The sequence below is a fragment of the Paenibacillus sabuli genome (assembly GCF_014705605.1).
In the GTDB taxonomy this organism is placed as follows: domain Bacteria; phylum Bacillota; class Bacilli; order Paenibacillales; family Paenibacillaceae; genus Paenibacillus_D; species Paenibacillus_D sabuli.
Window position 1 is genome coordinate 19,738 of sequence record NZ_JACXIZ010000021.1, and the last position, 14,470, is coordinate 34,207.

The 14,470-nt window shown below is 61.0% G+C and carries 16 protein-coding genes; 2 read left to right on the forward strand and 14 right to left on the reverse strand.

The window, feature by feature from the left end; genetic code table 11:
* Positions 1-152: 152 nt before the first annotated feature.
* Entirely contained in the window at positions 153-326 is a 174-nt protein-coding gene (gene rpmF, locus IDH44_RS13050) for a 50S ribosomal protein L32 (RefSeq protein WP_190918295.1), read from the reverse strand.
* A gap of 67 nt (positions 327-393) precedes the next feature.
* Positions 394-903, reverse strand: coding sequence for a YceD family protein (locus IDH44_RS13055; RefSeq protein ID WP_190918296.1), 510 nt, complete (start codon positions 901-903; stop codon positions 394-396).
* Between the two features lie 127 nt (positions 904-1,030).
* Between IDH44_RS13055 and IDH44_RS13060 the strand changes: the two genes are divergently transcribed.
* Entirely contained in the window at positions 1,031-2,272 is a 1,242-nt protein-coding gene (locus IDH44_RS13060) for a nucleotidyltransferase (protein ID WP_190918550.1), read from the forward strand.
* Here the strand turns inward: IDH44_RS13060 and IDH44_RS13065 are convergent.
* Positions 2,269-3,318 (reverse strand): S16 family serine protease, encoded by a 1,050-nt coding sequence (locus IDH44_RS13065; RefSeq protein ID WP_190918297.1) that lies wholly within the window; start codon positions 3,316-3,318, stop codon positions 2,269-2,271. The two genes, IDH44_RS13060 and IDH44_RS13065, sit on opposite strands and share 4 nt — an antisense overlap.
* A 108-nt stretch (positions 3,319-3,426) precedes the next feature.
* Between IDH44_RS13065 and IDH44_RS13070 the strand changes: the two genes are divergently transcribed.
* Entirely contained in the window at positions 3,427-4,626 is a 1,200-nt protein-coding gene (locus IDH44_RS13070; RefSeq protein WP_190918298.1) for a nucleoside recognition domain-containing protein, read from the forward strand.
* A gap of 21 nt (positions 4,627-4,647) precedes the next feature.
* Here the strand turns inward: IDH44_RS13070 and coaD are convergent, their stop codons facing one another.
* The 11 genes from coaD to IDH44_RS13125 all read right to left on the reverse strand — a co-directional run bounded on the left by coaD (position 4,648) and on the right by IDH44_RS13125 (position 14,433).
* Positions 4,648-5,157 carry a pantetheine-phosphate adenylyltransferase gene (gene coaD, locus IDH44_RS13075; RefSeq protein WP_190918299.1) on the reverse strand — a complete coding sequence of 170 codons (510 nt, stop codon included), beginning with the start codon at positions 5,155-5,157 and terminating at the stop codon, positions 4,648-4,650.
* Positions 5,144-5,740: a 16S rRNA (guanine(966)-N(2))-methyltransferase RsmD gene (rsmD, locus tag IDH44_RS13080; RefSeq protein ID WP_190918301.1), complete on the reverse strand. Its 597-nt coding sequence runs from the start codon at positions 5,738-5,740 to the stop codon at positions 5,144-5,146. The genes coaD and rsmD overlap by 14 nt, the downstream gene beginning before the upstream one ends.
* 278 nt (positions 5,741-6,018) lie before the next feature.
* Positions 6,019-7,188: a Ger(x)C family spore germination protein gene (locus tag IDH44_RS13085; RefSeq protein WP_190918303.1), complete on the reverse strand. Its 1,170-nt coding sequence runs from the start codon at positions 7,186-7,188 to the stop codon at positions 6,019-6,021.
* A 2-nt stretch (positions 7,189-7,190) separates the two neighbouring features.
* Positions 7,191-8,666, reverse strand: a complete 1,476-nt coding sequence (locus IDH44_RS13090; protein WP_190918305.1) for a spore germination protein — start codon at positions 8,664-8,666, stop codon at positions 7,191-7,193.
* Complete coding sequence (locus IDH44_RS13095; RefSeq protein WP_190918307.1) at positions 8,667-9,752, reverse strand: endospore germination permease; 1,086 nt, start codon at positions 9,750-9,752, stop codon at positions 8,667-8,669.
* 275 nt (positions 9,753-10,027) lie between these two features.
* Positions 10,028-10,417 (reverse strand): hypothetical protein, encoded by a 390-nt coding sequence (locus tag IDH44_RS13100; RefSeq protein ID WP_190918309.1) that lies wholly within the window; start codon positions 10,415-10,417, stop codon positions 10,028-10,030.
* Between the two features lie 186 nt (positions 10,418-10,603).
* Entirely contained in the window at positions 10,604-11,479 is an 876-nt protein-coding gene (locus IDH44_RS26970; protein ID WP_263364386.1) for an N-acetylmuramoyl-L-alanine amidase, read from the reverse strand.
* 252 nt (positions 11,480-11,731) lie between these two features.
* Positions 11,732-12,571 (reverse strand): TatD family hydrolase, encoded by an 840-nt coding sequence (locus tag IDH44_RS13110; protein ID WP_190918313.1) that lies wholly within the window; start codon positions 12,569-12,571, stop codon positions 11,732-11,734.
* A complete protein-coding gene (locus IDH44_RS13115) occupies positions 12,568-13,368 on the reverse strand; it encodes an ABC transporter ATP-binding protein (protein WP_190918316.1) in 801 nt (266 codons plus the stop codon). Before IDH44_RS13115 ends, IDH44_RS13110 begins: the two co-directional genes overlap by 4 nt.
* Positions 13,365-14,141, reverse strand: a complete 777-nt coding sequence (locus IDH44_RS13120; RefSeq protein WP_190918317.1) for an ABC transporter permease — start codon at positions 14,139-14,141, stop codon at positions 13,365-13,367. Before IDH44_RS13120 ends, IDH44_RS13115 begins: the two co-directional genes overlap by 4 nt.
* Positions 14,131-14,433 carry a thiamine-binding protein gene (locus tag IDH44_RS13125; RefSeq protein ID WP_190918319.1) on the reverse strand — a complete coding sequence of 101 codons (303 nt, stop codon included), beginning with the start codon at positions 14,431-14,433 and terminating at the stop codon, positions 14,131-14,133. Before IDH44_RS13125 ends, IDH44_RS13120 begins: the two co-directional genes overlap by 11 nt.
* Between the last annotated feature and the right edge of the window lie 37 nt (positions 14,434-14,470).

The following is a 14,470-nucleotide window of genomic DNA, read 5'->3' on the forward strand; positions in this document are numbered from 1 at the left end:
GGCCCGCACCACCTTTGTCCAATAGATTCAGGACGCATTTATTACCTGGTCCCAATTCAGTATAGAAGAAAACGGCGCCGGACGCAATGACGGATCGCCGATGAAAAAAAATAGCACCTCACCGATAGGATGAAGTACTACTTCTTTTTCGACTATTGCTTGATAACCTCTCTCGACTTGTACGTGCCGCAAACTTTGCACACGCGGTGCGCCAACTTCAGCTCGCCGCACTGGTCGCATTTGACCATGCCGGGCACGGTCAGCTTGAAGTGCGTACGGCGCTTGTCACGACGCGTCTTCGACGTTCTACGTTGTGGTACTGCCATCGATTCCCACCTCCTTCACAGGCTTGTTCGCTGCATCCTTGCACGCGCATTGGCGGACGCCAGTCATCTATTCCTTGAACAGATCCTTCAGCCCTGCCAGACGAGGATCGATGCGCTCGCGCGAGCAGCCGCATTCGCCTTCGTTCAAATTGTGTCCGCATTGCGGGCACAACCCTTTGCAATTGTCGCTGCAAAGCGGCACAAAGGGCAGGTGCAACAGCAGCGCCTCCTCGACGTAAGGCACGAGATTAACCTTGCCGTCCGGGGCATACTCAACATCGGCATCCTGCTCGTCCTCGTTGGCAGGCGGACTGCCCTGCCGGAAATGCTCCTCGAAAGGGGCTTCAATCCGCACGCGTGCAGGCTCCAAACAGCGCGAGCAGGCCATCTCCAGCTCGCAAGCGAAGTCGCCCTCGACGACGGCCACCTTGTCCTCGGGACGGGCCGTCAGCCTCACCTGAAGCGGGCCCGCCTCGCGCACCTCGCGATTGCCCGCGAAGAGCTTGTCGACCGGCAACGATTGTTCAAAGGAAACCGGAACATCCTTGGCAATCAGTTCCTGTATACGCAAATTCATCTTATGCATCACTCCAAACAGACAAAAATTATTATATCGATCCCGCAGGCGATTTGTCAACACTTATCCGCCGACCGGCCGGCGTGCTATAGTAGATGGAGCTTGTCAGAAGGGAGAATCGGAATTGATGCGAACCGTAGGCGTCGTCGTCGAATACAATCCGTTTCACAACGGGCATCAGCTTCATCTTCGCGAATCGCGCGCGGCGTCCGCTGCCGAAGCCGTGGTAGCTGTGATGAGCGGGCCTTTTTTGCAGCGCGGCGAGCCTGCGCTGGTCGACAAATGGCTGCGCGCGGAAATGGCGCTGCGCGGCGGCTGCGATCTCGTGCTCGAGCTGCCTGTCGCCTATGCGACCCAGGCCGCCGAGTGGTTCGCCTATGGCGCGATGGCTACGCTGGAGGCGACCGGCGTCGTGGACAGCGTCTGCTTCGGCAGCGAAAGCGGCGACCTGAAGGCATTGCAATGCATCGCCCGGACGCTGGCCGACGAGCCCCCGGCCTTCCGTAGCGAGCTGCGTCAGCTGCTGCAGCGCGGACTTCAATATCCGGCTGCTTACAGCGAGGCCGTCGTACGTTACATGCGCGCGATCGGGGAGCCCGAGGCCGCCGCTTTTCCGCTTGCTCAGCCGAACAATACGCTCGGCCTTCATTATATGCTGGCGCTCGAGCGGCTTGGCAGCCCGATCCTGCCGCTGACGATCCGCCGCCAAAAAGCCGGCTATCACGAGCAGCAGCCGCAGGACAGCCGGATCGCCAGCGCCACGGCGCTGCGCCGCATGCTGGAATCGGGCGCGGCGCTTGACGAGCTCGCGCCGTACGTGCCGGCGACCACCCTGCAGCTTCTGCAGACGGCAGCCACCGAGCCAGGCGGCTGCCGCAGCTGGCCGGATTATTTCCCTCAGTTGCTGCACGCCCTGCTCACCCACACCCCGGACAGTCTCTTCGCCATTCGCGAAATGAACGAGGGGCTCGAGCACCGCATCCTGCACGCACTGCCGCGGCTGAAAACACTCGGCTACGAGGAGCTGGTGCAGGCTGTCGCGACGCGGCGTTACACGCGGACGAAGCTGCAACGCGCCCTGCTCGCCGTACTGCTCGGCCAGCAAAAGCACGCGCAAACTCCGGACATGCTCAGAAGCGGCGTCGACTACATCCGCGTGCTCGGCTTCAACGCGACCGGTCGTCGGCTACTGCGGCGAATGCGGACCACGGCCAGCTTGCCCATACTGCTGAGCGCGGCGCGCGCGCCGGAGGGGCTGCGGTATCTGGAGCTCGACGTACGGGCTTCGGCGATCTATGCGGCCGCCCCAAAAAATGCGACAACCGGCGAGCTGTACCGCGATTTTTATGCCGCGCCGATCCAAATCTAGCGGCGGCCGACCTGCCGCCGCGCGTCTTCGCCCAGCGCCGCGATCGCTTCGCCGAGCGTATCGGCGGCTACGATCTGCATATCGGTGCCGATCGCCTCAGCCTTGCGCGCCGCCTCTTCATAATTGGGGCCGGGCGCGAGGAACAGCGCCGCGCCGCTTCGCGCCGCAGCGACGACCTTCAAGCCGACGCCGCCGATCGGGCCGACCACGCCGTCCGGCCCGATCGTGCCGGTCCCGGCGATCCGTCTGCCGCCCGTCAGATCCCCCGCCGTCAATTCATCCAAAATCTGGAGCGCAAAGATCAGCCCGGCGGAAGGTCCGCCGATGCTGCCCGATTCGATGCTGACCTTCCACCCTTTGTGACTGGGCACGAGGTCGCGCACTTGGGCCAGCTGCACCCCAAAAAGACGCGGCAGATCGATCGCTTGCGCAGCGGAGAGATCGGCAGAGACGGACGTGGTCAGCTCCTGTTCGGTCGATCCCCTCCGGATACGCCAGTGCAGCGCCTGTCCGGCTCGGAGCGCGGTCATTTGCTGCGCCAGTTCGTCCGCGCTGCGGATCGGCATCCCGTCCAGCTCGATCAGCACATCTCCCGGACGAAAGCCCGCTTCGCCAAGCTCCGCCACATCCGTCACGATCAGCTCCAGCGGCTCGATCCGGTACTCGATGCCCGTCTGCCGATAAGCTGCTTCAATCGCGTTGCTTTGCGAGTTGTGCATGATCGTGACCAGCCGCTCCGCATATTCGGTCGGACTGCGTCCGCCCAGCAGCTCGCTTTTGCGCACCAGTAGCATGTCGTCGGCCCACCACGTACGTGCCACTGTCCAAAAATTGGCGTTAGAGAGCTGCACCGTCGTCAACATGAAGCTGCCCCGACCCTGCGGATCGGCGTATGCGACATTGACCATCGGCCCGGCCTTCTCCACAATCCCTGGCTCGTACACGACGTAAGGCGTCGGAATGTACAGCAAAAAAACCATGACCAATGCAGCAAACAACGCTGGCCGCAGCATCGATCTCCACATATTGGGCTGGTTTGCGCGCACTTCCTCCCCTCCTTTAGGCCGAGCCTTGGTCTATTGCCGACGCCGACGGCGTAAATTGTAAGGATTGTCCATCGCTGCAAGTCTACTTGGAAAGGAGACGAGCGAAAGATGACTCGCACCCTCATATTCGCCGCGGCATCGTTATGGCTAGTCAGCGCGATTATCCGTTATCCCGACGAAGCGTTTCACTCCGCCCTGCAAGGCCTTGAAATTTGGTGGAATATCGTCTTTCCCGGGCTGCTTCCTTTTCTCGTGCTGGCCGAGCTAATGCTGGCATTCGGCGTGATGCACATGCTCGGCGCCCTGCTGGAGCCGGCGTGCCGCCGGTTGCTCGGCTTGCCCGGACCTGCCGGCTGGGCGCTCGCACTCGGCTGGAGCGGCGGCTTCAGCGCTGGCGCCGAAGCCGTCGCCTCGCTGCGCCAGCGGGAATGGCTCAGCCGCGGGGAAGCCCAGCGGCTTTTGTCGACCGCCCACATGACGAACCCGATGGTCATGCTAATCGTCGTCGGGGCCGGTTTTTTGCATCAGCCGCTGCTGGGACTGTACCTCGCGCTGATCGTCTGGCTGGCAGCGCTGCTCGGCGCATGGCTGGGACGGCTCGCAGACCGGGCAGGCGGCGGCTCCGGCGATACGCGGCGGCTCCGGACGGCGCGTCCCGCTTGGCTGGGCGGCGCCATGCAGGCGTTGGCCGACGGACGGGCGGAGGACGGCCGAGGACTGGGCAAAGCGCTCGGCGACGCCGTCGCGACAGGCGTCCAGAAGCTGATGCTCGCCGGCGGCATGATCATCGTATGCGCTCTGGCTATCCGTCTGCTGCGCCTCGACCTGCCGAACCCGCTTGCCCCGGTATCGTTCGCCGGCCTGTACGAGCTGCATCTGGGCGCCTATGCCGTCATTGATCGCTTGGCCGGCGCCAGTCCGGAGCTGCTGCTCGGCGCCACGGCTGCCGTGCTCGCCTGGGGCGGTTGGAGCAATCTGCTGCAAGCCCATAGCGCCGTTGCCCACACGGATCTGCGGCTGGCGCCGCTGCTGCGTGCCAAGCTCGGCCATGCCGCGCTCGCCTTCGGCGCAGCCTATGTGCTGTGGCGTCCGTTTCGGGCCGCCGCAGACGCGTTCGGCCTTTCTCCCCAGACCCACGTCTTTGGGGACCGCGAGGCCGGCAGCTCCTGGCTTCGTACTTGGCCTGCAGGCATTGACGCGACGGATATGCCCAGTTTATGGCCGCTGCTGCCTCACGCTCTGCTCGCATTTGCGCTGTTGCTGCTCCTGCTCGGCAGCTCCTCCATACTGCGCATACGCAGACGCTAGGCCTCCTGTCCAGGCGGCCAGCTAGCCCTCCCGCTTGCGCAGCACCGCTTGCTCGACCGCCGGCGGTACCAGCTCGCTGATGCTGCCCTTGAACTGGGCGATCTCTTTTACAATGCTCGAGCTGAGATAGCCGAATTTTGGATTGGTGGCCATGAAGATCGTCTCGACGCTGCGGTCCAGATGCTGATTCGTCGAAGCCAACTGCAGTTCGTACTCAAAATCGGTAATTGAGCGAATGCCGCGGACGATCACCTGTGCGTTTTTGGTGCGCATATAGCGCACCAGCAAATCCCGAAAGCTGTCGATTTCGACGTTTGGAAGCGAACGCGTTACCTCGCGCAGCAGCGCCGTGCGTTCCTCCACGGAAAACAGCGGTTTTTTGCTCAAGTTGTTCAATACGGCGACCACCAGCCGGTCGAATTGCTTCGCCGCTCGTTCGATGATGTCCAGATGCCCGTAAGTCACCGGATCAAAACTGCCGGGGTATACCGCGATGCGCGCAACACGCGCACCGTCTTCAAATTGTTGCATCGTTTTCTGCTCCTTCTGGCGCTTTTGCACCCGGTTCATACCGGTAGACGGTCACGGTTATTTCGCCATAATTCGCCTCGTTCACCGTCGTAAACGATCCGAATCGCTCCGCGTACCGGACGTCTGCGGCATGCTCGACGACGACAAGCGCCGCCGGCGCAAGCAGCCCTCGGTCGTCCATCTCGACCATCAAGGCATCCGCGTCCCGCACCGCATAGGGCGGGTCCAGCAGCACCAAATTCAGCGCGGCCCTGCGCTTCTCCAGGGCCTTGAGGGCTCGTCCCGCATCGTTGCGATATACCTCCGCGCGCGCATGCATGCCCGTGCGCCGCACATTATCGTGAATGACCGCTACGCTGCGCGGATCGCGATCCACGAAGATGGCACGCTCGAAACCGCGGCTTAGCGCTTCGATCCCCAGTCCTCCCGTACCCGCGAAAAGATCAAGCGCGAGACCGCCGTTGAAATAAGGACCGATCATGCTGAATATCGCTTCCTTTACCTTGTCCGTTGTCGGCCTCGTCCCTTTGCCGGGAACCGCCTGAAGCGGTCGTCCCTTGGCCTCGCCCGCAATTACCCGCAACCTGACTTGCTCCCTTCGACACATGCATTGCTGCTATCGTACCATATTTATTCGCGCCCTTGCCATCGTTTTCAAATGTACCGTATTTTTTTGCAGCCGATGTATAAATCCGGGCAAACCGGCAATCCTATAGTTATCGGCACCCCGCAAGGTGCCGTAGACAACCGCGGAGAAGGCTTACGTTTCCCCATAAGCTCTTCGTCCGGTTTCTCCTCTCCCATGAAAGACCCTTGCCGAAAGGCAAGGGTCGATTTTTTTGCCTATTTCCTTTTGCCAAGCTAGTCGAGCCTGCCCTTGTATTTGCCGAATCCCGCAAAATGCACCTCCGTGCGAATCGAGCGGATCGAATCCGGCCGCAGCTCCGACGCAGCCTCCTCCCCGCCGTTGCGCATCCGTTCGGGATTGCTGAGATACAACGCATAACGCAGTTTCAGCGGATCGCATCCCTTGCTCAGACCCTTGGCAAATGTCCGTCGAATATCCGCCTCAGCCTCCGCATGAACATAATCCTGCAATTCTTTTAAGGACAGCTGGCGATTCAACTCCAGTACGTAGCCCTGGGCATGCACCTCGATATCGAATTGCGTTCGCTCCCCCACCGTAATCGGCTGAATTTTCATCTTGGGCGCTGCCAGTGTAATCACCGCCTGAATTGCGCCGTCGGCGTGAATTTGCACCGGCAATTCCTGCACCTCCGGATTGCTCCAGCGCAGTCCCTTGAGCTCGTCCAGACGAAGCCGGCCTATCATTTTGAATTGGTCAAAAAAATAACCGCCCGTAATCATATACATCGCCATCGACTTTGTACCTTCGCTCCAGTTATTCGGACTGCTCTGAATAGACGGAATAATCGCCGGGGATCCCGGCTCGCTTAGTGCCGCTAATACCCGGTGCGCTTTTTTCGGCACCAGAAACGATTGCGGAGCCCGCATCTGGTCCCCGGTAAACATAATGGTATCCAGCGGCGATAAATTAAACATCGAGGTCGTACTGAGCAGTTGTTCAATCGGCTCTTTCGTGCCAAACATGAAGATCGTGTAGCGTACCTCGCGATAGCGGTTGATGGCGCGTTGAATTTCATGCGTGCCTTGGCGCATTGCATTTTCACTCATAATCAGAACCTTCACATGCCCCCAGAATGCCTGTAACTGCGCATTTTTACCCGCATCAGCAAGCGCCAGCGTCACCGTGTCGCCGCTGCCACGGCCGATCCAGGGCGGTACAGGGCTGCCGAGCGTCTGGGCTTCCGTTCGGGCAATATTGGAGAAATTCAACACTTGAATGTAGGCTTTCCACTTGCCTTCCTCATAATCGATCCCCATAGCGGTGACGTATGCACGGTTCTGCACCTCGGGCGACAGGGCGCAGCCCGGCGAGCCCAGCAGCAGAACAACCAACAGCAGGATGATCCGTATTGCTTTGCGCCAACCCAACGATGCCCGCCGCATTTTTATTCCCCCTCTTCTTTTCGTCGGTCTCCGTCTATCGGGTGGGTGTCGGAGGGTCGCTTGACCATATAGGACCAAGGCGCCCGCAAAAAGGACAAGAGAGCTCCGTTAGCCTTAAACGGCGCAAACGGTGCAAAATAGCTCATCCCAAACGATTGCAGGCTGCCCATGTAGCCAAGCAGCAGCACCATGCCCAGAATCACGCCATACATGCCCAGCAGAGCAGCCATGAAGAAAAAGAACAACCGGAAAATGCTGACCTGGGTGCTTATCGTCTGGTTGACCAGGGTCACGCCGGAGACCGCCGTGATTGCCCCGACCACAACGACTGACGGTGAGACGAGCCCTGCCCGGATCGCGGCGTCTCCAATAATCAGACCACCAATTGAGGTCAGCGTCTGACCGATGGAATTGGGCAAACGAATGCCGGCCTCTCGAAAAATCTCAAGCAGCGTCAGCAACAAAAACATTTCCATCGCCGCCGAAAATGGAAGCCCGATTCGAGTAATGGAAATTGTCGCCAACAGCCGAAACGGAATCTGGTCCTGATGAAACGCCACTAACGCGACCCAAATGGCGGGTAAAAAAATGGACAAAAAGAAGCACAACGCCCGAATAATGCGCGCAAACGAGACGTAAACATAATTGAAATGCGCATCCTCGGGCGACTTGAGAATCAGCGAAATACCGGCCGGAGCGATGAGAACCATCGGGAGACCGTCTACAATCAGAACCGCACGTCCGGCCAACAGACTGTTTACTGCGTAGTCCGGCCGTCCGGTAAAGTCCATCATCGGCATGATTTTGAACTTGCTCGCCGTAAGCAGTTCCTCCAGATGTGCGGTGCTATAAATGGAGTCCGTATCGATGCGGCTTAATCGGCGTCTGAGCTCCTCCAGCAGCACCGGACTGGTAATATCGCGTACGTACAGCAGGCCGATTCGGGTATGCGACCGCCTGCCCGCCGTATCAAATTCGACTTGAAGCGAAGTGTTGCGGAATCGCTTGCGAATCAAGGCGATGTTGATCATCAGATCCTCCACGAAACAATCACGCGGGCCCTTGATCGAAATCTCGGTATTGGAATCCATAGGCGAGCGGGAAGGCTTGTCATCAATGTTCAGCACGCATATGCGCTGCCGATGCTCAAAAAGCAAAAGCAACTCGCCGTTAAATACATTCGCTGCGAGTCTGTCAAAGTCGGGCGCAGCGGGCTTTAACGGCAATCTACCGGAAAAAGCCCCCTTGCTTCCGAAAAAACCGCCCTTTTCGGCATACGTTCTCTCCAGCTCTGGCAGCACGGTACGCCCGATCTCGTTTGTCCTGCATAGTCCTTCGGAATAAACAAGGAGCACCTTCTCCTGGGTAGCATCTCCGTAGTAGGCGGCATAGAAGGTCACATCCCCGCATCCCGAGAATGCTCTCGTCAGCCCCTCCTCCGTCCATTGGACAGGCTTTTCGCCGGTGTGTGCATTCATTCAGCTCATCCTCCTTCGCGCGCCGCCCCACGCTGCGGCCGTCCATACCAACGACAAAAGCAGCATGACCACGAACGAAATGGGCATATAGAATTCAGTCAGCCATAAATAATAGTTGTACTCGTTAACCTGAATTGCAGCGAGCGATAAATAGCTGCCCAATACAAGCGCGATGGCAATGCGGCGAGCGCGCTTTGTACTGAGCGGAAGAAGCTCGACAAACAAGTAAACGGCCAGACTGATTCGAATGCAGGCTCCGGACAGCCATTGAAATATGGACAAGAAGTCGAGGTGCTCGATAAAATGGCCGATTTGCACAAGCCGCCACTGTTCGTAAGGCGAAATCATTTGCAGTGCGGCCTCCTGCGGACCAAACTCGGTGATCGCCCCCAAAAGAGGCCCGATCGAGATTGCAATCGAAAAAAGAACATAAGATGCGACTTGCCACCATTTCGGCAGGCGCTTCAAACGGTGCTGAATGACGATCAAAAAGAGCAGTTCTACAAAACCCGAACCGCTGTAGACCAAGCCGTCCAGCACCGGCCCCCAGCCGTGTTCCAGAACGGGTCGAATCAGCTTGAAATCCTTGGCTGGCTTATTGAACAAACCGACAAATACGCCCAGTGCCGAAACGATCGGCAGCAAAATACCCGATACAAGCGCAATCGTACGGAGTCCCCAAAAGGCCAACGCGGCACAGAAGGTCACCAGACTGACAATGAGGAACTGCTCGGGCAGCGTCGGCAGATAATTGGTCGTGTGCCATACCGACGTATGGATGACCGTCATGCCGCCGATCATATACAACTGCAGCCCAACCGGAGCGAGCAAGACCCAGGCAACTGCCGGATGCAGGCGCTGTGCCAGCCACTGCTTCCACTCTGCGATCCCCGTTAGTCGCATAATCCCCTGCACCAACACGCTCCACAGCAGGAAGGGCACCCCCGCAACGATCGGGACAAGCCAAGCATCCCGTCGGGATGCATCCAATATCATCGGGTTGACAACAACGTGGCTGATCAACCCGTTCATGAGCGCAAAGATCATAAATAATTGCCAATAACTGATTTTTACGTCCGAATCCATCTCAACTCACATCCCACCCTGCGGAATCCTGTTATCTACCGAATGCAGACAGGAAAACTCCGCACCGTTCACCTATTTTATCCACTCCCTCTTGCAATATACACCGTCGAAACGGGGACGCGCAGAAAACGGGCACGCGCATAAAAAAAGAGCGCCTGCATGACAGGAGCTCCTCCTTGCGGATTTTTGAACGTCAAACGGCTCCGCCGCATAATGCGGGGAGCCGCTCCTAATCGTTCTGTTGCGATAAAAAGCGTACGGTCATCCGCAGCGCCTTATTCCGCCGGCAGCGTCTCGGGTACGATCGCGTCTGACTGCGCTGCATCGCCTTCCGTATCGCCTTCCGGGGTCATGTCGCTGGCGTCATCGCCATTGGGCGCAGAGTTGCCGTTCATGTCGCCGCTGGCTGCGCCGTCATCCATCTGTCCGCTGCCCGCGCCGTCCTCCGACAGCCCACCATCGCCCATGCTGTCGTCTGTCAGATCGTTGCCGGTGCCGGTATCGCTGTCCGCGCTATTCATGCCGTTGCCGGCTCCGTTGTCCACCGGCACTGTGCCGGTGCTTGCATTATTATTCGCGTCGTCATTCGCCGAATTGGCGCAGCCGGCCCCAGCGAGCATGACGGCCAGCGCCAACACCATCAAGGCATGCTTGTTTGCTTTCATATCCCTTACCTCCGTTAGAAGAAGTCGTCGTCGCGGTCATGCGCACCGCCATTCCGCAGCGTGAGCTGCTCCGCCGCTTCCCTCCCTTCCTGCATCTGACTCTAACGGTAAAGGGACAAGCTGAAAAAAACCTTAACGCAACGTAAGCCTCACATTAAATGAGGACATTCTAACGCGGCCGGCTGCTCAATCCCAATACGAGGCTGTACGCGAGGCCTGGTCCCATCCGACGCGGCCGCCCAGCGTCTGACCGAGCTCGCGCAGCGGTGCGTACATCACACCGTCGATCAGTCGTCCCGATACCGGGCGCCCGTCCAGTGTCGCCCGCTTGTCCGCATTCCGCCAGCCGACGGCTAGCCCGAGCGCTTCCCCGAACGCGCGCAGCGGGACATAGGCCGCCGAGTCGATCAGCAGCGCATCGTCTATCGCCTTGCCGTTCACCGTCAGTCGCACCGGCGCAGCATTCGCTGTCTCAGGGTCGGGGACGGGGACTGCATAAGGTCTGCCGAAATATTCGCATATGCCGCGCGCCAGCTCTTCGGCGCATTCCGCACGATAGGTCTCGCTCATCAGCAGACGCGCGTCCGCCTGGTTGGTCATGAAGCCGCATTCGACGAGTACCGCCGGCATCGCGGTATGGCGCAGCACATAAAAATTAGCCGTCCGCACGCCGCGATCCGGCAACGGGGTCCCCGCCAGCAGATGACGATGAAGCATCCGTGCGGCGCGCGCACCCGCTGTGCTTCCCGCGTAGTGATAAGTCTCGATCCCTCGCACACCGTTCCAGCCGCCTGCGCCGAAGGCATTGGCGTGCACGGAGACGTACAAGTCGGCACCGGCGCGATTGGCCACCGTCGTCCGTTCAGCCAGCGGCGTATCCGCGTCGGTCGGCGCGACGAGCAGCGTGTCAAAGCCGCACCGCGTCAGATGCGCCTCCAGCAGCGCGGCGACACGCCGATTGAATTCGTTCTCCCGCATCACTTCTCCACTCGGCAGCACGGGGGTGCGCTTGCCCGGCGTCTGCATGCCGTGCCCATCGTCGATAGCAATGGTAAGGCTCATGTTGGCCCGCTCCCTTTCCTGAAGGCTTTTCCTCAGTATATGAGCCGAGCGCTTTGCACGGACGGGCGGTTGCGCCGACGCAGCAGCCCGTTTGCCTCCACGGTCATCATCGCCCTGCATTCGGCAGTGTCAGCAGCGAACGGGGCAGACGGACAAAACGTACAAAAGCAGACGCGGGCAAACGCAAATGCGGCAGGTCGAAGCTGGCAAGTGGGCGAGCGGAACCGAACGCAGCAGGACGGAGCAGGGCAGTCAGGTCGTCCGATCGCCTGCGGGCACATCCATACGGTAGAATGTCCGCGCATTCGCCGCCAGACGCCGCGCCGTCTCAGCGGGCTCCAGCCCCTTGAGCGCGGCGATATGCGCGGCTACGTCGCGCACCATCGACGGCCGCGTCGGGCGGCCGGAGTAAGGTCCCTCGAAGCGCCACGGACCATCCGTCTCCGTCATCATCAGCTCCAGCGGATAGCGCTGCACGAGCGCGCGAATGTCCGGCTCGTAGGCGACGTCGGGCGTGACCGAGATGCGATAGCCGGCTGCGATCATTCGCCGGATCGTATGCTCCGGTCCCTTGAACCAGTGAAAATGCGCGCGCCGCACGCCGTGCCGCTTCAGCAGCTCGCACGCCTTGTCCGCGTCCTCGTATACCGCATGAAGGGCGAGCGGCCGATCCAGCTCCGCGGCCAGCGCGGCGAAGCGATCCAGCAGCCTTACGTACGGCGCCTCGTCCAATGGTTCGTCCGTCCCTGCGCGCTCCGTGCGCGTATAGTAAGGCAGTCCGACCTCGCCGATCGCAAATCGCTCGCCCGCCCGATAGCGGGCGCGAATCCACGCGATCAGCGCTTCCTCTTGCTGCGGCTCCGGCAGCGGCTGCTCCGGATGATAGCCATACGCCGGCATGACCAGCGCAGGATGACGAAGCGCCAGCGCCCGGACAGCCTCCGCGGAAGCCAGATCCATCGAGACGGCGACGATGCCGCCGACGCCGCCGGCCGACGCATCTCGCAGCACTGCCTCGCGCTCCGCCGGCTCGTACAAGTCAAGATGCAGATGGGCGTCGACTATGGCGGGCTGGCGATCGGGCCGGCTCATCGTTCACCTCCCGCACGCAGCGGCGGCGGTCCCGGCTCATCGTCCTGACGCAGCAGCCCGTAGATCTGCTGCTTGAGCCGGTTGAACTGCGGATCGGTCCACAGCGTCTCGTCGCGCGGCCGGGCGAACGGCACCTCGAGCTCGTGCAGCACGACCGCCGGCGCGGCCGAGATGACGACGATCCGGTCGGAGAGCAGCAACGCCTCCTCGATGCTGTGCGTGATCAGCAGCACCGCGCGCCGGCTCTGCTCCCACAGCTGGAGCAGCCACTGCTGCATCTGCATGCGCGTCAGCGCATCCAGCGCGCCGAACGGCTCGTCGAGGCACATGAGCGGACGCGGCATCAGCAGCGCCCGCAGGAACGACACGCGCTGCTGCATGCCGCCCGAGAGCACATGCGGATAGCGGTCCGCATACGCCGCCAGCTCGATCCGCTCCAGCCACTCGTGCGCGAGACGACGGGCCTCCGCCCGCGCCGTCCCAGCCACCTCGAGCGCCAACTCGATATTGCCCGCCACCGTCAGCCACGGCAGCAGCGAAGCCTGCTGCGGCATATAGGCGATGCGGCCGCGATCGCCGGTAACCACCTCGCCGCCCATCCGGATCTCGCCGCCGCTCGGCTGCAGCAGCCCGCCGATAATCTGGAACAGCGTGCTCTTGCCGCTGCCGCTCGGCCCGAGCAAGGACACGAACTCGCCCGCTCCGACGCGCAGCGAGACGCCAGCCAGCACCTCGACAGCTGCGCCGCCGTTGTCGAAGCGCTGACGAATATCGATCGCTTCCAGGACGTCTGTCATGGACGCTTCCCTCCTTCCGTGCTGCGCGGCCGCCAGCGCAGCAGCCGGCGCTCGGCCAGCGCGACCGCGCCGAACAGCAGCATGCTGAGCAGGACGATGATCAGCACCGCGGCGAATACGCGCGGCGCCTGGAAGCCGCGCGCCGACAGCTGGATGAAGTAGCCGAGCCCTTTGCTCGCGCCGATCCATTCCGCGACGATCGCGCTTGTCACACTGTAGGCCGCCGCAATCTTCAGCCCGGAGAACAGCGAAGGCACCGCGTGCGGCAGCTCCAGGCGGCGGAAGATCGTCCAATTGCCCGCGCCGATCATCCGCATGTAATTGGTCAGGCTCGAATCCGCGCTGCCCAGCCCCGCCAGCATCGCCACCGAGACCGGGAAGAAGCAGACAAGCACGAGCAGCACGATTTTGGGCAGCATGCCAAAGCCGAGCCACATGAGCAGCAGCGGCCCGAGTACGATGATCGGCACATTCTGCGAAAGCACCAGCAGCGGATACGTGCTGCGGCGCAGTCCCGGCGCGAGATGGAACAGCATCCCGACCGCTATCCCGGCCGTCGTCCCGAGCGCGTAGCCGAGCAGCGTCAGACGCAGCGTCGCGCCGGTGTGCTCCAGCAGCCGCGGCCAGATCGCCGCAGTCTCCCGCACGATCGCCGCCGGTCCGGGCAAAAACCATTCCTCGATGTCAAAGACGATGACCGCGCCCTGCCACAAGAGCAGAAGCGCGGTCATGACGGCCGCCGAGGGCCAGTATGCGAGCCATTTATTGCCCATCCGGGTACTTCTCCAGCAGGCGGCTCATGGACGCCTCCCCGGCGGAATTGCAGTAAATCTTGACCTGCGAGATGACGGACGGACAACCCATCTCCGTCATCGCCTCGTTCATCTGCTTGACGATATCGAGCAGCTGCGGCAGCTCGCCCTCCATCGTCGTCTCCAGCGGTGCCACCCGATACGGCACGCCCGCTTGCTTGATGACTTCGATCGCCCGGTCCACATACGGAATTACGCTCTCGCCGGACGGCGTACTCGGCAAGATCTGAATGCTCAGCAATGCGCCAGCCATGTGCGTCTCCTCCTTCGTGTTCAATAGGGGCGCTGCC